Annotated in this window: 25 protein-coding genes; 5 read left to right on the top strand and 20 right to left on the bottom strand. The window is 41.2% G+C overall.

Annotation, left to right across the window (positions count from 1 at the left end):
• Positions 1 to 273: 273 nt before the first annotated feature.
• Complete coding sequence (locus tag NXG62_RS11640) at positions 274 to 1044, bottom strand: SDR family NAD(P)-dependent oxidoreductase (protein WP_427112589.1); 771 nt, start codon at positions 1042 to 1044, stop codon at positions 274 to 276.
• A gap of 227 nt (positions 1045 to 1271) precedes the next feature.
• On the opposite strand from NXG62_RS11640, the gene gdhA reads away from it, so the two are divergent.
• A complete protein-coding gene (gene gdhA, locus NXG62_RS11635) occupies positions 1272 to 2621 on the top strand; it encodes an NADP-specific glutamate dehydrogenase (RefSeq protein ID WP_427112587.1) in 1350 nt (449 codons plus the stop codon).
• Between the two features lie 113 nt (positions 2622 to 2734).
• Here gdhA and NXG62_RS11630 read toward each other — a convergent pair whose 3' ends face one another.
• Positions 2735 to 4642, bottom strand: a complete 1908-nt coding sequence (locus NXG62_RS11630) for a fructose-bisphosphatase class III (RefSeq protein ID WP_322351560.1) — start codon at positions 4640 to 4642, stop codon at positions 2735 to 2737.
• A 745-nt stretch (positions 4643 to 5387) separates the two neighbouring features.
• On the opposite strand from NXG62_RS11630, the gene NXG62_RS11625 reads away from it, so the two are divergent.
• Both NXG62_RS11625 and NXG62_RS11620 read left to right on the top strand, forming a co-directional pair.
• Positions 5388 to 5876, top strand: coding sequence for an HD domain-containing protein (locus NXG62_RS11625; protein WP_322351561.1), 489 nt, complete (start codon positions 5388 to 5390; stop codon positions 5874 to 5876).
• 25 nt (positions 5877 to 5901) lie between these two features.
• Complete coding sequence (locus NXG62_RS11620) at positions 5902 to 6255, top strand: arsenate reductase family protein (protein ID WP_427112584.1); 354 nt, start codon at positions 5902 to 5904, stop codon at positions 6253 to 6255.
• 55 nt (positions 6256 to 6310) lie between these two features.
• Here NXG62_RS11620 and NXG62_RS11615 read toward each other — a convergent pair whose 3' ends face one another.
• The 5 genes from NXG62_RS11615 to NXG62_RS11595 all read right to left on the bottom strand — a co-directional run bounded on the left by NXG62_RS11615 (position 6311) and on the right by NXG62_RS11595 (position 11745).
• Positions 6311 to 7477: an amidohydrolase gene (locus NXG62_RS11615; protein ID WP_427112582.1), complete on the bottom strand. Its 1167-nt coding sequence runs from the start codon at positions 7475 to 7477 to the stop codon at positions 6311 to 6313.
• Positions 7478 to 7489: 12 nt separating this feature from the next.
• Complete coding sequence (locus tag NXG62_RS11610; RefSeq protein ID WP_427112580.1) at positions 7490 to 8437, bottom strand: AEC family transporter; 948 nt, start codon at positions 8435 to 8437, stop codon at positions 7490 to 7492.
• A gap of 15 nt (positions 8438 to 8452) precedes the next feature.
• The gene (locus NXG62_RS11605) at positions 8453 to 9238 is read right to left on the bottom strand and encodes a carbon-nitrogen family hydrolase (protein ID WP_427112579.1); all 786 of its coding nucleotides are present in this window, start codon (positions 9236 to 9238) and stop codon (positions 8453 to 8455) included.
• Positions 9239 to 9257: 19 nt separating this feature from the next.
• Positions 9258 to 9701: a cupin domain-containing protein gene (locus NXG62_RS11600; protein WP_427112578.1), complete on the bottom strand. Its 444-nt coding sequence runs from the start codon at positions 9699 to 9701 to the stop codon at positions 9258 to 9260.
• Between the two features lie 112 nt (positions 9702 to 9813).
• Positions 9814 to 11745 carry a heavy metal translocating P-type ATPase gene (locus NXG62_RS11595; RefSeq protein WP_427112577.1) on the bottom strand — a complete coding sequence of 644 codons (1932 nt, stop codon included), beginning with the start codon at positions 11743 to 11745 and terminating at the stop codon, positions 9814 to 9816.
• 238 nt (positions 11746 to 11983) lie between these two features.
• Here NXG62_RS11595 and NXG62_RS11590 point away from each other — a divergent pair, with 238 nt between their 5' ends.
• Together NXG62_RS11590 and NXG62_RS11585 are read left to right on the top strand one after the other, a co-directional pair.
• On the top strand, positions 11984 to 12892 hold the full coding sequence (locus NXG62_RS11590; RefSeq protein WP_427112575.1) for a ketopantoate reductase family protein: 909 nt from the start codon (positions 11984 to 11986) through the stop codon (positions 12890 to 12892).
• A gap of 26 nt (positions 12893 to 12918) precedes the next feature.
• Positions 12919 to 13833, top strand: coding sequence for a ketopantoate reductase family protein (locus tag NXG62_RS11585; RefSeq protein ID WP_427112573.1), 915 nt, complete (start codon positions 12919 to 12921; stop codon positions 13831 to 13833).
• Positions 13834 to 13904: 71 nt separating this feature from the next.
• On the opposite strand, the gene NXG62_RS11580 is transcribed toward NXG62_RS11585, so the two are convergent.
• From NXG62_RS11580 to NXG62_RS11520, 13 genes are all read right to left on the bottom strand, one after another.
• Positions 13905 to 14240, bottom strand: a complete 336-nt coding sequence (locus tag NXG62_RS11580) for a hypothetical protein (RefSeq protein WP_427112571.1) — start codon at positions 14238 to 14240, stop codon at positions 13905 to 13907.
• Positions 14241 to 14251: 11 nt separating this feature from the next.
• On the bottom strand, positions 14252 to 15151 hold the full coding sequence (locus NXG62_RS11575) for a hypothetical protein (protein ID WP_427112570.1): 900 nt from the start codon (positions 15149 to 15151) through the stop codon (positions 14252 to 14254).
• Positions 15152 to 15160: 9 nt separating this feature from the next.
• Positions 15161 to 16102 (bottom strand): phosphodiester glycosidase family protein, encoded by a 942-nt coding sequence (locus NXG62_RS11570; RefSeq protein WP_427112569.1) that lies wholly within the window; start codon positions 16100 to 16102, stop codon positions 15161 to 15163.
• Positions 16103 to 16138: 36 nt separating this feature from the next.
• A complete protein-coding gene (locus NXG62_RS11565; RefSeq protein ID WP_427112567.1) occupies positions 16139 to 16951 on the bottom strand; it encodes a polysaccharide deacetylase family protein in 813 nt (270 codons plus the stop codon).
• 123 nt (positions 16952 to 17074) lie between these two features.
• Positions 17075 to 18040, bottom strand: a complete 966-nt coding sequence (locus NXG62_RS11560; protein ID WP_322351562.1) for an NAD(P)-dependent oxidoreductase — start codon at positions 18038 to 18040, stop codon at positions 17075 to 17077.
• 143 nt (positions 18041 to 18183) lie between these two features.
• A complete protein-coding gene (locus NXG62_RS11555; RefSeq protein WP_427112565.1) occupies positions 18184 to 19722 on the bottom strand; it encodes a PhnE/PtxC family ABC transporter permease in 1539 nt (512 codons plus the stop codon).
• Positions 19719 to 20468 carry a phosphonate ABC transporter ATP-binding protein gene (gene phnC / locus NXG62_RS11550; protein ID WP_427112563.1) on the bottom strand — a complete coding sequence of 250 codons (750 nt, stop codon included), beginning with the start codon at positions 20466 to 20468 and terminating at the stop codon, positions 19719 to 19721. The genes NXG62_RS11555 and phnC overlap by 4 nt, the downstream gene beginning before the upstream one ends.
• A gap of 13 nt (positions 20469 to 20481) precedes the next feature.
• Positions 20482 to 21504, bottom strand: coding sequence for a phosphate/phosphite/phosphonate ABC transporter substrate-binding protein (locus tag NXG62_RS11545; RefSeq protein WP_427112562.1), 1023 nt, complete (start codon positions 21502 to 21504; stop codon positions 20482 to 20484).
• 196 nt (positions 21505 to 21700) lie between these two features.
• Entirely contained in the window at positions 21701 to 22162 is a 462-nt protein-coding gene (gene tnpA, locus NXG62_RS11540; protein ID WP_427112560.1) for an IS200/IS605 family transposase, read from the bottom strand.
• Between the two features lie 382 nt (positions 22163 to 22544).
• Positions 22545 to 23840: a serine dehydratase subunit alpha family protein gene (locus NXG62_RS11535; RefSeq protein WP_427112558.1), complete on the bottom strand. Its 1296-nt coding sequence runs from the start codon at positions 23838 to 23840 to the stop codon at positions 22545 to 22547.
• A gap of 262 nt (positions 23841 to 24102) precedes the next feature.
• Positions 24103 to 24417: a CGGC domain-containing protein gene (locus tag NXG62_RS11530; protein ID WP_427112556.1), complete on the bottom strand. Its 315-nt coding sequence runs from the start codon at positions 24415 to 24417 to the stop codon at positions 24103 to 24105.
• Positions 24418 to 24465: 48 nt separating this feature from the next.
• Entirely contained in the window at positions 24466 to 25431 is a 966-nt protein-coding gene (locus NXG62_RS11525; RefSeq protein ID WP_427112555.1) for a permease, read from the bottom strand.
• A gap of 34 nt (positions 25432 to 25465) precedes the next feature.
• Entirely contained in the window at positions 25466 to 25705 is a 240-nt protein-coding gene (locus NXG62_RS11520; RefSeq protein ID WP_427112553.1) for a thioredoxin family protein, read from the bottom strand.
• Positions 25706 to 25974: the final 269 nt, after the last annotated feature.

The raw sequence follows: 25974 nt of genomic DNA, 5'->3' as shown, positions 1-25974 counted from the left end.
AAATAATTTTAATTGCCTGTATTCGCTTTTCCATAAAATCAAAATAGCAGCAAAAAAAGAGCGGTTCTCTTACCCGCCCTAAAAAAACGCCAAAATGCGCACCTCCGGAAAGAGTAAGCGGTCGATACTAACAGTATCCTCTCAACCTGTCATACAGGCTCCCATCGCATATTGGTCATCACTATATATTTTCCGCAGCAAAGCCAGGGCGCTCCCCCTCACTTCACAAGTAAACCAGCTTTAGTATATAGCACCCTAGACACCCTGTCAAATTCACAGCTTGCGAAAAAATTCCCACAACTTCATACTACTGCGTACTGTCATAATTTTCGATAAAATAAGTCCTGCTTTACTAATCAAACCCGGTACAGACGTCATACGCCCCAAAGAAGAATCTTTAAGTGCCTGCCGTACAACGGTTTTACCCTGCAAAGAAAATAGATAATTTGTTACATAGGTTTTCTTTTCCGTTTTTTTTGCTTTTTTGATAAATTCCGTATCCTTGATCCAATAAGGACAGACGGCCGTAACCATAATATCGTGATTTCGCAATTCTTCGTGAAGAGCACAGCTATAATGATAAAGAAATGCTTTGCTTGCAGCATAGACATTTAAATACGGCAGCGGTTGAAATGCCGAAGCCGAACAAATTTCCAATATTCTCCCCTGACTTGCCATATACGGAATTACCATTTCCGTAATCCATACAACGGCCTTGCAATTTAAATCTATCATAGCCATGCTATCAAAAATCGGAATGTCCTGCCCAAAGCCAATCCGGCCAAAGCCGGCAGCATTAACAACTATATCTACTACCGGCCGTTCTTCATCAAATATATGCTGAAGAATTTCCAAGGATGATCGCTGTGTTAAGTCCAGCATAATAGATCGAAAAGGCGTTTGTATTTGTTTTTCTAAACTATCTAAGGCTTCCTCGCTGCGTGCAATTCCCCAAATTTCATCTACTATTCGCAATTGATCTATTTGCATGACAAATTCGTGCCCTAATCCACTAGATGCGCCTGTTATCAATGCAATCCTCATATGTATTCCCCCTAAAAAATGACCTGCTAGAACTATTTTCCAATGTAACCACACTATACTTCCATCGCCAAAATTGCATTGTAGTTATTTTTATTATGTTTTTACAGAATAATATATGCAATTTTATCTTGTATACAGTATTTTTATTAAAATTATTTTGATTATTTTTAATTTTATTGTATACTGTAACTTGTATTATCGATATAAGTCCAAAGGAGCGAATTCACATGGCCGATATGAACAAATATGTTAATAACGTGTTAGAAATGGTAGTTGCAAGAGACCCTGAACAAAAAGAATTCCACAATGCCGTACGCGAAGTATTGACATCAATTATACCCGTTTTGGAAAGTGACCCGACGTATTATAACGCTAACATTCTTGAACGTTTGGTTGAACCGGAACGCATCGTTATCTTCCGTGTTCCTTGGGAAGATGATAAAGGAGAGCTCCATATCAATCGTGGATATAGAGTTCAGGCAAATAGTGCCATCGGTCCGTATAAAGGCGGTTTGCGCTTTCATCCCACTGTAACTCTTAGCATTCTAAAATTCTTAGCATTTGAACAAATTTTTAAAAATGCGCTGACGGGTCTTCCCATCGGCGGCGGCAAAGGTGGCTCTGACTTTGATCCAAAAGGAAAATCAGACAAAGAAGTCATGCGCTTCTGTCAAAGCTTTATGACGGAATTGCAGCGCCATATCGGACTTAATACCGATGTTCCTGCCGGAGATATCGGTGTAGGCGGACGAGAAATCGGTTATCTTTTCGGACAATACAAACGGCTTCGCAATGCCAATGATGCCGGTGTACTTACCGGCAAAGGCTTAACCTACGGCGGCAGCCTTGTGCGTACAGAGGCTACAGGGTATGGTCTTCTTTACCTCGTAAAAGAAATGCTTGACGACAACAACATCGATATAAAAGGCAAAACCATCGCGATATCCGGTTCCGGCAATGTTGCCATTTATGCCATCCAAAAAGCGCAGGAATTAGGCGCCAAGGTAGTAACCTGCTCCGATTCCAATGGGTATATTTATGACCCTTCCGGCATTGACCTTGCTCTCGTGAAAGATATCAAAGAAGTTCACCGGGCCCGTATTCAAGAATATATAACGCATCATCCTCAGGCAGAATATCACGAAGATCCGTTCAGCGAATGGAATATAAAATGCGACATCGCACTTCCTTGTGCCACACAAAATGAACTGGATCTTGCAAGTGCTGCCGCACTTGTAAAAAACGGAGTAATTGCTGTCGCCGAAGGAGCCAACATGCCTTCTTCATTGGAAGCCATTCAATATTTCCAAGAACACGGCGTCCTTTTTGTCCAGGCAAAGGCCGCCAATGCCGGCGGTGTTGCTGTTTCCGCATTAGAAATGTGTCAGAATTCTGCACGGTTGGAATGGGATTTTGAAGCAGTTGATCGAAAACTTAAAAATATTATGACAAGTATTTATCACCAAGCTAAAACAAACGCCAAAAAATATGGCGTAGAAGGTGACCTTGTTGCTGGTGCCAACATTACTGCCTTCCTCAAGGTAGCCGACGCTATGATTGCACAAGGAAATTATTAAAATCGATGCTGATATAAGGAAAAACTACATCATTACAGGGCTGAGCGAAATATTTGATCTTCTTTTCGCTCAGCCCTGTATTTTTTCTATATACCATAACACATTACTTATTTTTATACTTTTCGTTCCAAAATCAGCCCATTGCGATAGGCACAGAGAAGAGCTTTCAAATCTTCAACCATTGTCAATATTTTTTTTCCATTATCTGTATCACCAATCATAACGCGCTGCGGTTCCATTTCCACCTGTGTTGAATCGGAACCAATATCGGCATTGGTCATAAGAACTTGATGAACATCTTTAAACGGATAATGCGCTTTTATGCGCAGCCCGTGAGAATTGAAAATCAGCGTATATCCGGCAATACCCGTAGAAGATTGATAGGCCCGGCAAAAACCGCCATCGATACAAAGCACTTTTCCTCCTGCCCGGATAGGACTTTCTCCTTGTACTACCTTTACCGGTGTATGTCCATTAATAATATGCCCTTGCGGAGAATCAATTCCAAATTCATGAAGGATCCGAACACACGTATCTGGATCCTTTTCCCACGTATAATACGGATCCTGCGGTTCTTCCCATGTTCTTTTATCTTCAATATATGTTCGTTCAAAAGTCTTAACAACACGTCCGGAAACAGGAGATTTATCTCCGCACCAAAGATACCACATATAGTCCAGGCTATCCTGATCGCGTTGTTCATATGCCTTGCGTGCTACGCGATCCGCATAATCCATAAAAGCCTTTCCTTTATATGATTTGCCATTATAAAACATTTCATGAAATGTTCCATCCTCATTAATGGGAATTCCTCCGTGAAATAAAAGATTGCCGTTAAAACAGCGATACATGGATCCATGACTATAAAGAAAACTCATATGTCGGGCCAAGCGTTCACTTTCCAAAAAGGCCGTACGCAAATCAATAACAATTCGGTGTTCTTCCGGTGACAATGTATACGGATCTATCGAATTACGTGTTGGAAAATCGACACTTTTCAATGGATAGGTTTCTCTATCAATATTAATAGTTCCTTCTTCGAGATTCATTTTATGGAACAAAAGCCGGTCATCCATATTATACTCCGGATGACGGATAATGGTTTGTCCTTCAAGTTTAAATAAAATTACATTGATTGCCTTTACCAGTGGATCGATATTATCTTCTCTCGTATACGTATCTCTAGCAAAAAGCGCCAAAGGCCGCAGACTGATACCATATCCGCTTTCTAATATTTCCAGATTATTATAGCGAATATTATTTCGTAATACATTGGCAATACAGGCATCACTGCCAGCAGCAGCCCCCATCCAAAGAATATCATGATTTCCCCATTGAATATCAAGCGAATGGTGCTGCATCAGGTTATCCATAATTTTATCGGCATGACCGCCTCGATCATAAATATCCCCAATAATATGAAGATGATCCACAGCCAATCGTTTAATGAGTGCAGCCAAGGCATATATAAATTCTCTCGTACTACCCGTTTCAATAATAGAGTCAAGAATTTTTGTATGGTATACATGGCGATTATTATCTTCATCGGACTGTGCATGTATCAATTCATCAATAACGAAGCGGAATTCTTCAGGCATAGATTTACGTACTTTAGAGCGGGTATATTTTGAAGACAATAATTTAGCCAGGCGCAGTAAATGATGCAGCGTTTGTATGCGCCACGTATCATTTACTTTATTCTTGCGGTTCAATAAATCAAGTTTTTCTTTAGGATAATAAATTAAAGTCAATAAATCATCCTGTTCTTCAGATGTCATAGAATTAGCAAAAATGGTTTCAACCTTTTCACGAATTACCCCGGAACAATTATTCAGAATATGGTAAAAAGCTTCATATTCTCCGTGAAGATCACTCATAAAATGTTCTGTTCCTTTAGGAAGATTGACAATAGCCTGCAAATTTATAATTTCTGTAAAGGTCGCCTGCTGTGTAGGGAACGATTGTGACAACAATTCCAGGTACTTTAGATATTCGGCTGAAAATTCTTCCTCATTTTTCATAATAACTCAACCCCATCTTCATTTTATTCGGCCGTACATTGTTATTATTATCATATCACGATTCTCCTCTAAATTGCGAACAAATATATAAACTTCCTTCAAATGCTTGATTTTAAAACAGTAATACGACGCACCCTCGAAAAAAACATGTATTGTCAGAAAACTACTGATAGATACTCTTTCCATTCGTCATTTTATAATAGACTTAGATCTTGTCAGCTCCATCTTGGATATTGCAACCTTTAGCCTTATGTATTTTATCATTTACCGGCTGTATGCGGCGGATCCTTATTACTCGTCTAGTGAAAACCAGCATCTGCTTTTTATTTTTCTTTTTCAAGCCGGTTGGTTTATTGAATCCATGTGGAGCCAACCGTTAGTGATTTATATACTGCGAACACCAAAAATACCTTTTTTCCAAAGTCATGCTTCTTGGCAAGTAACTCTGCTCACTTTTATGGGAATTGCCATATTGACGCTAATACCTTTCACCACGGGGCAATGCTATCGGATTTCATGCGCTGCTGTTTTTTTACTTTATTTTGCTAAGTATTATTATTGCAGGATATATGATTCTGGTTACTTTTAGAAAAAAGCTTTATGTAAAGAAATATGGGGATTTGCTATAACCGCATAAACGATTCCAATAGTCTCCATGACGAGAGCCATTTATCTTGTTTTTTACTAGTCATAAGACTGCAACAGTTATATAATATAAAAAACATCCCATAAAGGAGCTTGATTAATGCATATCTCTCAACTAATACAAAAAGCAATTGAATTTGACAGCGGTGATGCACGGCGTATTCAACACTTTCTCAAGGTATATCAGTTCGCCGCGCTCATAGGAACCTTGGAAAAGATATCTGCCGCACAGCAAGAAGTACTTGATGCGGCTGCTATCCTGCATGATATCGGCATCCATGCTGCAGAAGAAAAATATGGCAGTTCTGCTGGAAATTATCAGGAAATAGAAGGTCCTGCTATCGCTCATCAAATACTGGATGAATTCTCCTGTTCGCCGCAATTCATAGCCCGAGTATGTTTTCTCATCGGGCATCACCACACATATAACCAAGTGGATGGTGTTGATTATCAGATTCTTATAGAAGCTGATTTTCTCGTAAATGCATACGAAGATAATCTAACTTCCTCTGCTATCAAAACAGCAGCAGCCCGATTATTCAAAACAAAAAACGGAATGCTGTTATTAAAAACTATATACAATATTTAATTTTTTCTAAGGAGGCTGCATTACTATGATATTTATTTGTTATCCTAAATGTACAACCTGCCAAAAAGCAAAAAAATGGCTGGAAGAAAGAAACATCAGGTTTGATTTTCGTGATATCAAAATCAATAATCCTACAGCAGAAGAATTGCAAAAATGGCACAAGAGCAGCGGTCTTCCTTTAAAACGTTTTTTCAACACCAGTGGTATCCCTTACCGGAAGCTGCAGTTAAAGGAAAAAATCTCCTCCATGAGTGAAAGCGAGCAGTATGCGTTGCTGGCAACAAATGGGATGCTGGTCAAGCGTCCGCTTCTTATCGATGATACAACGGTACTTGTAGGTTTTAAAGAATCGGAATGGGCGGAAAAATTGCAGCAATAAAAAAACGGTTCTGTTTAGTCGTTTGTATACTGACTACGCAGAACCGTTTTATAGTTTATTGGCCGGCTTCTGAAAATTCTTTTTTCATACTATTTCTTACGACTTCATCCGATGCCATCCTCAATATTGTTTTTACCATGATATGGGCACCTTGTAAAATAGTAGATTCTATATTCTTATTTTTTACCATATCGGCAATTTCCCGAGAATGTCCCGGATAGAAAGTATTACCCATAGCAAGCTCTATATGAACAGCCGGACACTGATGACTTACATTGCCAATATCAGAACTTCCGCCATCTCGTTCTTCTTGAAAAGGTATATGCATATCCCGTAAAACCTGCCGGACTACCTCCGTTGCCGTTTCATTCCAAAGCATATCATCAAATGCATATCCCCATTCTGCCACTTCATAGGTCGTTTCTGTGGCAATAGCCGCTCCTTTAAAACAATTCATAACCTTAGCAATAACAGTATCAAGATATTTTCGCTGCGTATGACGAATACAACATTCCACTTCAGAATAATCTGGAACAATATTAGATGCCGTCCCCCCATGAACGATATATGAGCCAATCCGAGTTTCCGGACGTACATGCTGACGCAGCATATCCACTGCATGCAAAGCCAGCATTGCTCCATTCAAAGCATTACGTCCTTGCCAAGGCTGCGCCGCAGCATGCGCCGTCTGTCCATGAAATTTGATACGATAATCGCTCAATGCCAAGAAACGGGAATTAGGGGTTGTCTCATTAGGGGAAACATGAACCATCATAGCCAAATCATATTCTTTAAATATATTTTGTTTGCACATGGCCACCTTGCCACCCCGTAATTCTTCATCAGGTGTACCGATAAGGTCAATATCGACTGGAATATCTTCCATGTCATGAAATGCTGCTGCTGCCAAAAAACTCATAGCTCCATTGGCAGAGTGTCCGCACCCATGTCCAATATCAGGCAATGCATCATACTCGGCTAAAAGAGCAATTTTCATAACCGGATGAATACTGCGTTTAATACTTGCTTTAAATGCGGTTGCTTGTCCATTAAAATGTTCTTCTACCTTCATTCCCAAATCGCAGCATTCTTTTACATACGTCGCACAGGCATGATATTCTTCGCCGGATAATTCCGGATCATTAGCAATTTTTGAATTAATACGGTACGCAGCATTGCTGTGTTTTTTTAAATTTTCTTCCATCGTACTTTCTAAAGACATATCTTCCTCCTGTTAACCGATAATAAACATATATATAGGAATAACAAGCATCCCCAATATAATAGAAATAAAGCTCACCGCCGTGGAATATTCCACATCCGCACCCACAGACTTAGCAACAATAGTCATATTAGTCATAGCTGGCATACTGGCTTGCATGGTAAATACCTTTGCCGACATATCCGTTACAGGAATAAACGGCAGCAAGATAAGTACGCAGACGGGACAAACAACAAACCGACCAATGAGTGCACCGATAACATCTCTGTCCCATGTAATTTGGGTCAACGGAATCGTACTCATTTCTATCCCAATAACAATCAGCGCCATAGGAGTTGCTACATTCCCCACATATTGAAAAGAAGCTATCACAAAATCCGGCAACCGTAAATCGAATAAAGTCATCGCAAGACCAACCAGAAATCCTAATAACGGCGGTGAAAAAACTTTTTTTAAGGCCGGCAGGGAAAGCATTGACATACCCGATTTGCCGGCCATGGTATCATTAACGATGTGATATACGCCAAGCGTCCAAAACATAACGGTATTGGCCATGTAATATAGCATAACGGAAGGAATGCTCTGCGGGCCAAATAAAGCCAGATTAACAGGCAGCCCGATAAAAATCGTATTGGCAATAAAGAAGAACACGATAAACAATCCTTGGCGGTCTTTATGAATATGCAGAATTTTTACAACTATGCGGCCTACAATATAGGCTGCTATAATAGATGCAAAAGGGAGCACTAAATCCGGCGCCATAGCCAGCAAAGATTCTCGGGTAAAATCTTTCTGAATATTGCAAAACAAATATAAAGGAAGAGAAATTTTCATAATGAAACGTGTAAGCAGTGCACTGCTGGCTGTATCAAACCAGTTTTTTTTAGCTAGGACAAAACCGATTCCAATAATAAATAATACTTCGAATATCCCTTGTAAGCCGTGAATAGCTCCTTCCATCTCATCAACCTTCTTTTATTCTATATTGTAGAGCTCCGGCCGTCGATCATAAAACACATTTATTTTATCCCGAATACTTTTGATTACTGAAAAATCTAGATCTGCGGCAACGATTCGTTCCTCATCTTCTCCTTGCGCGATTATTTCGCCCCAAGGATCAATCAGCATCGTATGTCCGCAGAACTTCAGCGTTCCAGAAGTACCGCAGCTATTAACAGCAGCAATAAATACTTGGTTCTCAATCGCACGCGCCTGATTCAGAATTTGCCAATGATTTAATCGCGGATACGGCCAAGCTGCCGGCACAAAAAGAAGCTGAATTCCCGAAAGTGCTGCCTTTCTTATCCATTCACAAAACCGAATATCATAACAAATAACCGATGCCATCTGCACTTCGTCTAAGGAAAAAATATTCATAGTATTTCCTGCAGTAAAAACTTTTTCTTCTTTTCCCGGGGTAAACAAATGTACCTTGTCATAAGATGACACTATAGTCCCCTTCCGATCCACAATAAAGGTAGTATTGTACAACTGCCCCTTACGCTTGTTAGCAACAGAGCCGCCAACAATATTTATGCCGTATGTTTTCGCCAGATTTTCCAGGAACGGTTTCGTCCGCTCCCCGTCTGTATCAGCCAGTGCTTCTACATTGGGGGGGTAAAAAGATGTGTTCCACAATTCCGGCAATACAACACTATCCGTTCCCTGTTGGGCCGCCTTGCGTATCAATCGTTCGGCGGCAGCATAATTAAACTCTATATCTCCTAATTTAACAGCAAATTGTATGGCTGATATTCTCATATATATCCCTCCCGGCAAGTCAGCAGCTTTCAAAAAATTCTTTGATTTCCTGATGTTGTTTCATGCCTTTCAATTCTTCTGCTGTCGGTAACTTAACTTTATCACGATCCACATTGACCAGACAGAGAAATCCCAGCGATTCTCCCTTATTAGCACGAAACTGATGTAGTTCCTGCGGTGCAATAGAAATTACATCTCCGCACTTCACATCGTGTATGTGCTTACCGAGCAGAACCTGGCCTTGTCCTCGGAAAACAACCACCAAATGAACATGTTCATGATGCTCCAGTGTAGAATATCCGCCTGCCTTAACTTCAAAATAACGCAGCTGACAAGGAATATTTCCCATTCCATTGAATAAAACCTGGCGCGTCACATCTTTAAAAGGGCTGCCATCATTCTTATATATCAAACGATCTACATCATCCCAAGAATAATCAGCTTCATGAAAATGACGAATCATATGCATACCGCCTCCATTTTTTATTGATTATTCTATTATAGACGAGGCAGTATACTTACGCAAATGAAAGATATATAAAACATACTATTTCACATGAAATTTATTAGAACTGTTATTTTTTATATAACATACGAGCTGCATTAAGTACACATAAAGCGGCTACTCCGGAATCGGCAAAAACAGCAGCCCACATAGAAGCATACCCAAAAAGTCCCAACACCATAATAATAGCTTTGATGCCAAGTGCAAAAACTATATTTTGCGTTGCAATATCTACCGTTTCACGTGCAATATGCATAGCTTGGGGAACCGCACTCATTTGAGAGTTAAGAAAGACCACATCCGCAGCTTCCACGGCAGCATCTGCCCCACTGCCCATAGCTGCACCTACATCAGCTCCAGCTAAAACCGGAGCATCGTTAATGCCATCACCGACAAACATAACGGGACCATATTTTTTACGCAAAGCTGCCATATGTTCCACTTTATCCTGCGGCAACAGTTTTGCCTTCATTTCATTCATGCCTGTTTGCCGCGCAATATATGCTGCCGCATCCTGCGAATCCCCGGTAAGCATGGCTGTGACTGCACCCAATTCATGAATTTTCCGCACTGCCGCTGCTGCGTCAGGTTTAATGGTATCGGAAATGATAATACGTCCCCAGAAAATATGATCCACCGCAACAAACAATTCTGATCCATATGCCGGATCTTGTATAACCGGAACCATCACATCACAGCGATCCATTAATTTTTTATTACCGCACGAAACGGTACTTCCCATGATTTCAGCAATTATACCTTCTCCTGCTATCTCTTGGTTTTGCACCGTTTTATATAAAACTAAATTTTTATTTTTTGCCGCCATGACAACACTCCGTGCAATCGGATGCAAGGAATGCTGTTCCGCCGAGGCACACATGCGCAATATTTCATCCGATTCCGCCGAACCTGCCGGTATAATATCTTGTACGGTAAAAACACCTTTTGTTACAGTCCCCGTTTTATCCATAACAACGGCTTTAATGCGTTTCATTTGTTCAACAGCATTGCCGCTTTTAAATAAAATTCCTTGTTTAGAAGCGGCTCCTATCCCTGCAAAAAAAGATAACGGAACGCTAAGTACCAACGCACAAGGACAGCTAATAACTAAAAAAGTCAATGCTATATAAATCCACTGATGCCATTCCCCCGTTATCATCGATGGTATAAACGCCGTCATAACAGCAATCCCTACAACAACCGGCGTATATACGCGGGAAAATCGGGTAATAAAGCGATCTAATTTAGGCTTATTGGCAGCTGCCGTTTCAACCGATTCCAATATTTTAGTAACCATTGATTCTGACAATCTTTTTATAACCTCTATTTTCAGCACTCCAGAAATATTAATACCTCCGGACATTACGCGGTGTCCCTCCTCACACAAAACAGGCACCGGTTCTCCCGTTACGGCTGAGGTATCAATAAAACTGCGTCCTTCAATAACGGTACCATCCAGCGGGATTCTATCCCCCACACGAACCAGCAATATATCTCCTATATCGGCCTCCGCTGCGGGGATCGTTTCCCAATCATTTTTTTTTGTAATCCGCTGCACTGACTGCGGACGCAAATCGACAGCCTTCATAATCTGCCCGCGGCTTTTGTCAACAGCTCGTTCCTCAAAAGCTTCTCCAATTCGGCTAAAAAGCATCACTCCGACAGCTTCCGGATATTCTCCAATTGCAAAAGCGCCCAAGGTAGCGGCCGCCATAAGAAACGTTTCATCAAACGGACGTCCGTGGATCATATTAGACACCGCGGACTGAAGAATATCTTTTCCCAATAGTAAATACGCTATACTATATAAAATGATATCATATGGTTCTGATATTACTCCGGATATAAACGTGAGTAAAAATAAGGCAATTCCCAAACCGCCTATCCAAATATTCCTTTTTTTTTCTGCGTGATCGTGATTACAACAAGAACAATGTGCGGATTCATGATGTTTCACGGAGACATAAACTTCCTCCATAACAGGAATACTATCCTTATTCATATTTTTTCCTCCACTCTGCTATATTTTCTGTATCATTATCATATCATTATTTTAACATATGTTCAAGTGTTCATATGTTTTTTTTTTACAGCTACATACGAAAATAATAAATAAGAAAAATTTTCAGCAAATTAAAAAAAGTAACATATTTTTAATTTTAACAAAACTTTTCTATGTTTCCGCTTAGCTTTGATATATAATAAAATAGTATTTATTATTACTGGAAGGAAGGGTTTTTATGAAATTGATGGTAACCGGCATTGGCGGTGTCGGAGGATATATCGCCTCTGTCCTGTGTGCAAATCATAAAGAAGTGACGATCATTGCCCGCAAAAAACGACGCCAAGCATTACAAGAAAAAGGTCTCGTTCTTCACAGTGAACGCATGGGAGAAAAAATCTTTCATCCCACCGTGTTGGAAAATCCTGCCGACATAGGTATTCAGGATGTAATTTTTGTCTGTGTCAAAAATTTTTCACTGCTTGAGGCGTTAACGGCAATTCAGCCTTGCATCAATTCCCACACGATCATTGTACCTATCCTTAACGGCATTGACCACTATGAAACGACCTGCCGCTTTTTAAAAGAAGGAATCGTTGTTAACGCGCTGATATATATTACCGCAGCCTATAACGAGGACTATTCCATTACACAAACCGGCGACTATGCCAGGGTATTAGTTGATGCTCCCAATAAAGAACACGCACAGCATATTGTATCCTTATTAAATCACGTAGGAATTCTTGATTGCTCTATCCCAAAAAACATGGATGTTGAAATGTGGACAAAGTTTATCACCAACTGCGCATATAACACAATTACAGCACGTTACCAATGTACAACCCGGGGACTGTTAACCCCACCGGAACGGTTGCAGGAATTTCATACCCTGATTGAAGAGGCCTGCTTTGTTGCTGAAGCAAAAAACATTCCCATTCCCTATGATTTAGCGGATTCAGTATTTGACCGCATGACGCATCATCGTACCTTAGATGCTACCAGTTCCATGGCACGTGATACCATAGCCCACCTGCCTATCGAATTAGAAACTTTCAGCGGCTATCTAGTAAGGACAGCCCATGAATTAGAGGTTCCTATTCCCCTTTCTGAACGAATGTACAAGGAATTAAAAGAAATGACAAAATAGTCCCATCATAATCGGAGGAATATATCATGAAAATAATGGTAACAGGTATTGGCGGTGTCGGAGGATATTTAGCTTCTGTTCTTTGTGCAAATTACGCAGGTGTAACCCTTATTGCCCGCAAAAAACGTAAAGATGCCTTGCAAAAAAACGGACTTATCCTGCACAGTGATTATTTTGGCGAACACATCGCCTATCCGCGCATTACAGATAATCCAGCAAGTACGGGCATACAAGATATAATTTTTGTCTGTGTTAAAAACTATTCACTGGAAACAGCGGTATCGGCAGTTTTGCCTTGTGTTGCTGACCATACCATTATTGTACTTGTTTTAAACGGAGTCAATCATGCAAACATTGTCCGAAAACTGATAAAAACAGGTCATATAATTGATTCTACCATATATATAAACGCTGCTTACAATAGTGATTATTCTATCCGGCAAATGGGAAAATTTGCCCGAATTTTTATTGGTTCAGACAATAGCTCCTGCAACGAAAAAATTCACACTCTCTTAAATCATCCAGGATTAAAATGTCACATTGTCAAAGATATCCAAGTAGAACTATGGAATAAATACATCACGAATTGTGCATATAATGTTATTACCGCATATTACGAAAGTACTATCGGCGAAGTTTTTAAAAAACCACAACGTCTTACCGAATTTCGCATTTTGATAGAAGAGGCTTATGCTGTAGGAAAAGGCTTAGGCATCAATCTTGATGCGAATCTCATAGACACCATCTACCAACGTGTTGCTGAACAAAAAAACAAAGACACTACCAGTTCACTGGCTCGCGATATAATCGCCCGTCGGCAAAGTGAACTGGATACATTCAGCGGTTATTTGGTGCGAACTGCCAATGAATTAAACATTCCGGTTCCGCTTTCTGAAAAGTTTTATCGTGAAATAAACCAACGAATCAAAGAAATACAATAAAGTAAAGGCGTTCAGGGAAAAATTCCTGAACGCCTTTTTTCTGCAATATATACGTCAATCATCCATTATATTTATTGCTGTTTTAATTTTTTGGATGTTTTTGGTACGGTCTTAATTAAAACATTTCGGCCGTCTTTCACCACTTCAAAAGAAATATCTCCTATGCCATCTTTATAATAGGCCAACTTAATATCCAGCAAGATTTTTCCTACCTTTTCCTGTAAATCAGGGGTAAAGAATTGAGATCGGAAATCCGCCGCGGTCTGCTTCTTTCCTGCCCTATTGACAACGGGCCGTTTACCGGTTTCTTCATCATCCCATCCCGTATTTTCAAACGTAATTTCTTCTTTTATACCTGTCAGCATTTCATTTAACGATCTGTTCTTAGGAATTTTATTTTTTGCCATAATACAACCCTCTATTTTTTCGTGTTATCCGCCTTATCTGAGGCTTCATGCATACTATTTAATGTAATCTTTGAAAACTCTTCCGGTGTACTGTATGTTGCTATTTTCTTAAACCCTACACCCAGTCTGCCGCGATATGCAGCAATGACATTATCCTCTTTATTCATTTCCGCTATGAATATTTCCTGTCCGTCAATGCCGATCAAACGAAATTTCCCACTGGGAGAAATAGTGCGCCAACTGCTATCTGACCCTTTAAACATATATACAACACCCGTTCTTAGATTATCATAGAAAAATATATCTTGATCATAAAATACGGCAATCCGGCCAATATTCTCTGCCTGAACACGAATACGCCGTGTATCATAATTAGCATCTGTACGATAAATACGATACTGATCTTTTCCTACTTCCAACTTCATATAAACGACATTAGTCGCTGTAGAATAAGCTGCATCCGTAATTTTACTATCCCGCGGCGCATCTTCGATAGGCGTATCCAGTTCATGATCCGGATACAGCGGATTATATTGGGCAATATAGACTCCAAATCTCCCGGTTTTACTATCTTTTCCATAAGAAGCAAAAATAGCTAAGTCTCGATCTGGCAGCCATTCAAAGAAGGATACCTTCCGTCCATGCAAGCTAACATGCTGCGGCTCACCCTTTTTACCGGCTTCATAAATATTGACCTGATCCTCCAATATAGTCGCCATAAACCGCTTATCAAAGGAATAATAGGATTGTCCTGTTGGTTCCGCCCCAAAGCCAGCCGCCTCCTGTTGGCTGGTACTACCAATTTGAAAGTCTGAAGTTGGTGCAAAGAGGACTCTATCCAAATAAAAATATACGCCTAACTGAATAGCTATCCCGATGGCAAATGTCAAAAGAACCTTTCCTAGCTTCATACGTTCCTCCTATTTTACGATAAATGCTGTCGGAATCATGCGTTCCCCCAACAAATCGGCCGGTTTATTCACAACCTCACCATTCAAAAACAATGTCGAACTCGATCCGCCATCAAGATTTGCAGCAATATAAGCACCCTGTTCATACATAATGTTTTGCAAATCACGGAGAGTAGCTCCTATAGCGTATCCAGGCTGTCTCCCGTCAATCACCAAAAACAACACGGTGCCATCTTTCCGCTGGCCGATAGCAGTACGCGGACCAACACCCCAGCCTCCATCACCATTCGTAATCATCTTCTGCCCATTGACAATTAACGCCGGTCCAAAGGAAATCCCTTCCTGCACACCCATAGAAATCAATTCTCCCTTACTATAATTACCGGCAAGAAGATTTCCGTCTTTATTAAAACCAATAAATTCATTGACTTCACTGTCACTGGAATCAGCACCAAGCAAAAACTTGCCATTATGTATAATGAAGCCGTAGGGACTACGACCAGTGCCCGTACCATTGGCATCATAAAATCCACCGGCGTTAATAGCCGCCACCGCATTATTTTGTTTAGCAATGTCGCTGGTTGTATCACCTTTTTCTTCCATATTCTCTGCCGTCGCTACCTTTACTCGTTTAGGATCTGGTATTTCCAATAAAAAACCCTTAAATCGGCTGGAATCAATTTTCTGCAGTTTCAATGTGGAATCGGTACGATTCTTAAATTTAAACAATTCTTGTTTTGGCGCTGTACTAATACCACCCAATATTTTATCAATCTCATCCTGAGAAAAAAGCCATGTAATATATTGCGGATGACGACTCTTTAAAATAGCTCCCACAACAGTCCGCTTAATATTGTCAAAGGGACCGAATAAAACAACAAAAGGTGATGTAACCGTAAAAAACAGGAGCAGTACAACAACAAATTTTGCAACTTCTTTGTATTTTTTCATTCTCAACCTCTGAAAAAAAAGATTTGGGACAACACGTTATCGTTGATCGTACTGTTCTGTCGTCACGCGTTGCTTAAAATTAGCGATATCTACAGCATTTCCAATCCATATACGTTTAACAGCATACGGATCATCGCCATATTTCGCCCAGCCGCCGTTCATGGTAAATGCTAATTTAATACCGGCTTTTTTCAAAGCTGCTTCAGCTGCTGGATTATTACCTCCGTAGGGATAACAGAAAAATTCATTTGTGATCCCCAGCTGCTGATACAGTTCTTCCTGACTTTTTTCAATTTCATCAGCTAATATATGTTCCTTCATATCACTCAGCCGATTATGGTGATACCCATGGGAGGCTATAGTCATACCACCTTCCTGCATCGTTTTAATTTGTTTCCATGTAAGCCGCGTGCTTTGATCGGCATCATAGGTAGGAATAAACACAGTACATTTAAATCCGTACTCTTTCATTATCGGCATAACAATAGAATACGTATCAGGATACCCGTCATCAAAAGTCAATACAACCGGTCGCACAGGCACCGGCTTATTATGAACCATATATTCATATAGCTGATTTAAAGAAATGGGATGGAAATCATTATCCTTTAAAAATTTCATCTGCTCCCGCAAATGCGCTTCCGACAATACGGCATCATTATCCTTTACTTCCCCGATCATGTGGTACATGAGAACGGGAATCCCTTTAGGCGGAACAGCCATTTCCACCTGCTTTTGCGAAGTTTCTGCCGGTACTCCGGTATCCGCTTTCTGCGTAGAGGAACCACCACAGCCTGTCAGTATCATACAACTTAACAAGAACAGACAGCTCCATTTCCAAATGCGCAAGATAAGGAACCCTCCTTTGCATAATATTCAGTGCAATAGACATAAAAAAGTTAACGCTAAGTCATATTGTACAAAATTTATGAAATATATGCAAATCCTATACAATACATATAATGTCTATACTTATTTTTCCCTGGCTGCAACAATAGGCAATTCCTTCAGCCGTCCCTCAAAAAAAGCGCGGATAAAGCCAACGGCATCACTCTTCAATGCTCGTTCCGCCTCTACCGAATGGCAGCCGCACTGCGGTGTCAGTAAAAATTCCGGACGATCAATCATTTTCAACATCACCGGACTGGGATGCTCCATCGACAGGACATCTAAAGCCGCACTGCGGATATGACCTTCATCGACAGCATGATATAAGGCCGCTTCATCAACAAGACCGCCTCGGCAGCAATTAATAAACATGCTGCCTTGTTTCATCTGCTCAAATTGTTCTTCTTGAAATATATATTGTGTAGTGTCATTCAAAGGCATATGCAGCGATACAACATCGCATTCCGCTAATAATGCATCTAAATCAACAGGTTTTACACGATTTTTAATCATTATTTTTTCACTGACAAACGGATCATACGCGTCAATACGACATCCAAAGCACTGCATGTGTTCAGCCACAACACGGCCTATATGTCCAAAACCAACAAGACCGATAACCGTATCAGCAACCCGATGTATAGGCCACGCAACAGTTCCATACTGCCACCGAGTATTATTTCTGATATCTTCCTGATATTCTGGAAGCTGGCGTATCAGCGCCAATATCATAGCACATGTATGATCGGCAATATCTTCTATACAATACGATGGATTATGTATTACAGTAACGTGACGTGCCGCTGCGGCAGCTAAATCGACATTATCATATCGTGCAGATAGGATAACTATAAGTTTCAGCTGATCAAGTTTTTCCAGCAAATTTTTCGTAACCGGTTCATCTCGACAGATAAGCACCTGCGCCTCTCTGCATTGTTCAGCTAGTTTATCTTCATTCAAAGCGGGGCAATACGCTACATGCGCAATATCGCCCAAACTCTCGCCAAAATCATCGTCGTCATTATGACCTAACACACTTATGTGATACATTATCACGGCCCCTTTTCCTTATAAAAATTTCATGAAGTTACAAATATACACTTAAATATATATCACAAATCAGCGCAATTATCAACCAAAAAGGAAAAAGAACCTCTTTCTTACTGCGAAAGAAGCTCCTAAAAAACGATATGTCATATATTGATTCCGCTTTTTTTCCGGCTTTGTTCTGATACTATTTCCACACCCGTTACCAACAACATCAACCCCCATAAAAGAGCTCCCGCCTCAGACCAGTTATAATGCATCATGGCTAACATCAGCGGTGTCCCGATTCCGCCGGCACCAACGAGTCCCAACACAGCCGCATCCCGTATATTGATATCAAACCGGTACAACACAGCCGATACATATCTGGGATAAATTTGCGGCAATATAACATATTTTACTTTTCCTAAAAAAGAAACGCCCATAGCAGTATATGCCCGGTACGTACGAAAATCCATATCATCAATAGCAATAATAAAGCGTTTAGCCAGTAACCCAATACTGCATACGGCTAATGTCAAAACTCCGGCAAAAGGTCCCGGTCCCGTAACACGGATCCACATCAGTCCATAAACAAATACAGGTACCGTTCGTATAAAAAGCAATACAAGTCTGGCGAATAAGGCTGCCGGCCAGGGAAATAAACGAAAATTAGCCGTAAAGGAAAATACTGCGGCCATGCACATGCCGGCTAATGTACCTAAAAAAGCAATACAAAAAGTTTCATATAATAAATACGGCACACCGTCATACTCCAACGAAAAAAGCATTCCGAAATCAGGATGAATCATCCCCTCTATAATTGCACGGGCTGCAGAAAAGCCGGAAGTGTCTGTATGGGGAAAGGACAACAGCAGCAATGACGTACCCGCAAAAAAGACCACACTGCCCCATACTGCCAAACGCTCTGTCAATGTCAATTTTCTTGCACCCTTCAACACCCGGCGAAGCCATTCGCTTATTCCTTCCGTACTCAATACTACGACATACAAAAGAAGCAAAATCATACCCACTTGACTATATTGCCGCCACGAAATCTGTTCATTTAAGAGAATGCCAATTCCACCGGCTCCCACATATCCCAAAATAGCAGCATGGCGAACATTGGCTTCCAATATATACAAAACATTTGTCATATATCCCGGCAAAACGGCCGGAAGAATCGTTCTTATAAACGCCCGGGTACGACCACAACCAGCCGCTTCCAAAGTCTGCGCCGTTATGAAAGACATACTCTCTATGTCCTCATATCCCATGCGGGTCATTACGGCAAACGTATACAGCGCAAGCGCTATCGTTCCCGCCAACGTTCCCAGACCCAAAAGGAAGGTACAAAACAAAGCCAAAATAAGGACCGGAATAGTACGTATACAATGAATGAATCCTTTTAAAAGGATTCGCAGCCACCGGTGCTGGTTATTGTATGCATTGGTAACAAAAGCTCCTATAAAGCCGCATATAGCTCCTATCGCGGTCCCTGCCAAGGACATTTGAACAGTCGCCCACAACGGTTGTAAAACGACAGCAGCATAGGCTGTATCCGGCGGCAGCATTGCCCGAAAAATATCGAAAAAGCGACTGCCTCTCTGTATAAGCAAAAAAGCAGAAAAATCCACGGTCTGTCCGGCCGCCACGATGAGCACTATACATAATGCTGCCGCTGCGGCCTTATGTTTGCATATCACGATATACCTCGTCCATACAACTGGACAAAATCCTGTCCTGTCCATTGTTCTGGCGCTGCATCATAATATATTTTTCCCTCTCTAAGTCCAATAATACGATCAGAAAATTTTTTGGCTTGTTCTACATTATGACTATTCATCACGACCGTCAGTCCCTCCTGACGCTGAAGTTTTCGCAGCAAAACAAGAATCTGCTGTGCTGTCATAGGATCTAATGAGGCCACCGGTTCATCAGCCAGCAGTACCTCCGCTTTTTGCAGCAATGCTCTTGCAATGGCTACCCGCTGTTTTTGCCCGCCGCTCAAGGAAGCAGCAAGGGCATGTTCCTGCTCCGCCAAGCCCACCTGCTGCAAAGCAGCTCGTGCCTGCTCTTGAACGCGTGCAGGAAAGTGACCGCTTACTACCCGCCAGATAGGCATATCTGATAAGCATCCGTTCAACACATTTTGCAAACACGTACTTTCTTCAACCAGACAAAAATCTTGAAATACCATTCCCACACGATGCTGCACTTGCCGCCTTTTCTGTCCGTTCAGCGTATCGAAGCGTAGGCCCCCGACCCACACCTCTCCCGATACGGGACAAGCCATATGATTGAACAGCCGCAATAAAGTTGTTTTACCTGCTCCGCTAGGGCCGATTATAGACACGAACTGCCCCTGTTTAATCGTCAGAGTAATGCCGCGCAGAATAAGTTTATGCTTATGATAACTCTGATACACATTTTTCAGTTCTAACATATCCATATAATGTCCTGCCTTATTTCAGTAATTGCTGTACTTGGCGCTCGCCATCATAATTTGCTCGATCGGCCCAATCATAGCCCTTATGCCCAATTGTCTTCAAGACCTCTATTCCTTCCTTAGTCTTACCTATTTCAATAAGGGATTCTCCCAATGCTTTTCGGAAACCTTCATCCTGCATAATTTTAGAATTGTTGCTGACACTTACTGTGTCGTTAAAAATTTTATCAGTTATGGCAATCATGCCTGTCTGTTCCCATATATCCTGCGTCCCACCTAATTTTGTCTGCCAATTTTTAGCCATATTAGCGCGGATATGCGAATAGGCTGTCAAAATATCTACCTGCCCTGAAGCAAGACGTGCTAATGATGTCGTATAAGAATCAGCCTGGACCACATGAGATAAATCAGATATTTTCTTGCCATATTGTTCTTTCAGCCACAAGGACGGATACATATACCCCGATGCCGATGCCGGACTCATGACCGACCAGGTAAGATCATTAAGTTCCTGCCAGGTTGGCTTTTGTCCGTTCTTTACCTTCTGCAGTAATGCCTGTCCCTTCGGGCTGGGCCCTACCATAATGCAGGAACGATAATACTGTGTCAAATCGTCAGTAAATTTTTCCGGCGTTCCATCATTCCATTTCTGCAAATCAGTTGTATCTTTATCAATACCGTTGCGCAGCGCCGTAAGTAAAACGGAAATATCTTTGTCATACAATACATAGGTGGCTCCTGAAATAAAACCCATGTCAGCACTGCCGGCACTCAACGCTTCTCCAACTGCATTATACGAGGTACCGACAGACAAGGTAACTTTCTTTATATTATATCCTTTCTCTTTCATTTTACTTTGTATCATCTTACCAAGCGGCGCAGTATGGGTCTTCATTGTATCGGCATCCTGGTACGGGGAAATCGCAATCTTCAATTCTGCAATATTCTTCCCGTCTCCGCCGGAAGGTGTACTGCTGCAGCCTGTCAGCAAAAGACTCCCCATAAATAACGCCGCCGCAAGTATTCGTATTGTTTTCATACGTAACAATCCTCCTTATATAATTTACAATGTTATAAAAATAACATACCCTCATTTTTTATAATCAAAACTACCTGTATAACAGGTAGTTTGCTCTGCGGCTAGAAGCCTTATTACCTGCCTAGGCCGCAAGGGCCTATGGAAAATCCACCAACCGCACTACACTTACCTGCTGCCCCTCTCCGAGGGGCGCTTCTTATTTATAGGGATTCCCCGTGAATGGATCTACCAGTTCTTTCAGTGTCATTTGGTCACACACCATATCTTCCTGTAACTGTTCTCGGATATATTGTGCTATTACCTTCTGATTTCTTCCCACTGTATCAACGTAGTATCCTTTACACCAAAATTTTCTGTTTCCGTATCGATATTTTAATTGTCCATGTCTTTCGAAAATGATTAGAGAGCTTTTTCCTTTCAAATATCCCACAAACGCAGATACGGACAACTTAGGTGGAATACTCACTAACATATGTATATGATCCCTACACGCATTAGCTTCCAGTATTTCTACATCTTTCCGGCTACATAATTCCCGTAAAATTTTTCCAATATCTTTTTTTAATTTCCCGTAAATCAATTGTCTACGGTACTTGGGTGCAAACACAAGATGATATTTACATCTCCATTTTGTATGTGCTAAACTTAAAGTGTCCATGGATAGCATTTTCCTCCTTTGCTCTAAGTACGGTTGGCGAACCTGTGCTTAGTATAGCAAAGGAGGTTTTGCTTTTTCTACCTATAGCTATAAGCTTTTAGAACCATACGCACAGCGTATGGTTTTCAATACGACAAAAAAAAGACGGGTATATACAATACCCGTCTGAACCACCGTAAAATGCGTACCCAAACAGGCATCCGATATCATGTATCGGCGGTCGATGCTGCAAGCATCCTCTCAATCCGTTACACGGATTCCCATCGCATTTCCGGTCATTAATATGTCTTTATATACATATAGCAAGATAAAGGAGCTCCCCCTCGTCTCACAATTAAACCAACGTAAGTATATAGCAGGAAAAACGCACTGTCAAGACAGATTACTGATTCTTATGCAGCATAATATCCAATATCTGTTTATCTGTTTCCTGCATTCCTTTTGTAGCCAAGACCCCGATATTTCGCAGGGACTCATCAACAGTATCTGACACCAGTCCTTCATTTCCACTCACCCGCTTGCCATCAAGGGCCAGCATAACCGAACGAAATGCGGAGCCGGAAGCGGAACCAACCTTCATGGCACAGCTGTTCGCCGCCCCATCACAAACCATTCCCGTAACATCCCCGGTCATAGAAGATAAAGCCCGTGCAGCGGTATCATAATCGCCGGTCATAAGCAGCGCCATGCCGGCAGCTCCCCCCATACTAGAGGTCAATCCACAGCAAAGTGCCGACAATTTAGGTAGAAATCCATGGATATAAATAGCCGTCATATGAGAAAAGGCTAATGCCCGTATCAGCTTTTCTTCCTCTGCCCCTAAATGCCTGGCTACGACAGTAACCGGAACCGTCGCACAAATTCCCTGATTACCGGAACCGGAGTTAGACATAGCCGCATACGGGGCTCCGCCCATACGAGCATCCGCCGCGGCGGTCGTCCGCATTACCACTTGGTTGAAAAGATCGGTTCCAATTAAATTTTTATCAATTTTATCGGCCATGGCATGCCCCATGCCAAGCCCATACTCACCGCTTAAACCGATTTCAGACAATGCATCGTTGAGCGTTGCTGCTTCCTTAATGAAGGAAAGCATCGGTAAAGGTGCCTTAACAGCAAATTCATATATATCATAAAAAGTCAATGAGCGAAGAAATTTGACATCCGGATCGATTTCCGCTGTTTCGTTCTGTGGCAAAGAAAATATTATTTCTTCATCCTTTTTAATAAAAATAATATGTGTGTGGCTGTCGGCAATACAAACTTGTACACAATGTCCCTGTCCATACACATTGGCTTCTGAATACAAAACCTGCGGTACGTCTTTGACAGCCACTGTCGCCAACCCGCTGTCAACCATATTCTTAGCCTCGGTTACTTTATCTTCATGCAAGTTTCCCAGCACCTGCAGCCCGCCTTCCGCATCCCCATCCAGCGCGCCGATAGCGGCTGCCATCTGCAATCCCGGTCTGCCCGTCCCCGGAACAGTTACACCCATGCCATTTTTCATTAAATTCGCCGATACATACGCCTCTACCCGTTCTGCCGGATAGCCAAGATGCTTAGCTGCCACCGCTGCCGCATAAGCTAATGATATCGGCTCCGTACACCCGGTTGCCGGCATAACATTTTTTTTCATGATTTCTATCATTGTTTCCCATTTCATTGTCTGTGTCAATTCTATTCGCTCCTCCTCAAAAAACGCACCCTATACTGCAAGTTATTATCCACGTTAAATATATAACGCAGCTTCTGCTCTGTCAACAGGTTCCACAACAGCGGCATAAAAGAAACTATGTTAATTTGTTAATCAAAATTCCCCTTATGCTTACCTATCGGAATATATCCGCAATACAAAACTCTCCCCCTGCCAGCGCATGAGGAGAGTATTTTTTTTAAATCAACACAGCACAACGAATCGCCCCATCAATGGCTATATGTCAAAATTCGAATATCGTCACGAAGTCTTTTGCGCAAAACAGAAAGCATCCTATCTTTGTTAGGACAGGGAAATCCAATAGGAGATGGGTTATGCAAGAAGATAAAACAATGGTATCACAGCCGTTTTTAACCATATTTTCAGCCCGGGTAATTGCTTTTTTGCCAGGACACCCCCCACAAGTATTTATATTCATCAGTTCAATCTCTTCCTGGCTATCTTGAAACGCTCCCATATGCGCTTTTATCGCTTTCAAACAAAGAGTCGTCCCACACATATCCTCTGTCTGCAAACATCTAATCAAGCCTACTTTCATCTTACCATCTCCCTCTATCACCATATACATCTGCCGTATCATATCATGTTACAGTAAAAAATTGAATAAATAGCCTGTAAAGATAATACCCATTCCAACGACGCTGAAGAAGATAACCAGCAGACGCGGTTTGAGTACCTGTTTTAGAAGAATCGCTTCCGGAAGACTTAACGCGGTCACTGCCATCATGAACGAAAGCGCCGTTCCCATAGAAACACCGGTTCTAGTCAACTCACTGATTAACGGAATAACACCCGCCGCATTGGAGTACAGCGGTATTCCGATCAATACAGCAATGGGAACAGCAAAGGGGTTTTCTTTTCCTGCATACTGCGCCAAGGTTCCCGCCGGAATCCAGCCATGGATAAAACCACCGATAGCAATACCGATGAGAACATAGATCCATATGCGTTTAATTAAATCACGAGTAAAAATCCACGCATCATATAGTCTATTTTTCATATGCGGTTCAACAATTTCCATGCTGGGTATATTTTGCATTTCATAAACATACGCTTCTACAAATTTTTCCATTTTCATTCTGCCGATAATCATCCCCCCTATCATAGCAATAATTTCTCCAGATAAAATATAAATCAACATAATTTTCCAGCCAAATAAACCGTACAGAAGACCTACGGCGATTTCATTTACCATAGGTGCCGCAATCAAAAACGAAAAAGTCACACCTAAGGGAATTCCCGCTTCTACAAACCCGATAAAAAGGGGAACTGCAGAACAAGAACAAAACGGAGTTACGATTCCCAGCAGGGCCGCTAAGACATGTCCGACTACTTGATTTCCTTTTGTATGAGAAAGAATTTTTTTTGTTTTTTCCGGAGGAAAATAACTGCGGATAAATGTAATGGCATAAATAATAACGATCAAAAGTATTAGTATTTTTACTGTATCAAAAATAAAAAAATTAACAGCACTGCCCAATTTACTCTCCGGTAAAAGGCCTAACGCCGTGTAGGTTAAAAAATCAGCGATTACCTGCAGCCAATCAAACATAGTGCCACCTCCTCTTCATCATTATGCATAAAAGTTATTGTTCTTCGACAATATACCGCTTGATTTCTTCTACTGTGCATACCTTCCCCGCCATTTTCACCTTTTCATTGATTACAAGAGCCGGAGTCCGCATGACACCGTATTTCATGATTTCGCGGATATCCTGTACTTTAATAATCATACTATCGACTGGTATTTCATGAACCGCTTTTTGTATATTTTCTTCGAGTCTTCTGCAATTGGTACACCCGGAACCTAATATTTTAATTTCCATAGTTAATAATGCTCCTTCCATATTATACATATAAATAAAATTGCTAAGGCTAAAAAATGAAAACAGGTTTACATGTTTTCCGCTGCGACTACTCATTTAAACACTTTGTATCTTCTTGATACATTTCCATACTTCTTAAATTGTCATACACTAACCTATCCAGAAATGTCAGCCGTTTATCTCCTAATATTGAATAATACGTTCATTACAACTACTTACGATCAGCAGCCAATCCCGTATTCTTAAGATAACAACGATGTCTGGATACT

Origin of the sequence: Megasphaera sueciensis, from assembly GCF_050219315.1 — a bacterium.
Lineage (GTDB): Bacteria > Bacillota > Negativicutes > Veillonellales > Megasphaeraceae > Megasphaera_A > Megasphaera_A sueciensis.
The sequence above is the reverse complement of the archived record's forward strand: the minus strand, read 5'-3'. Positions and strand labels throughout refer to the sequence as shown.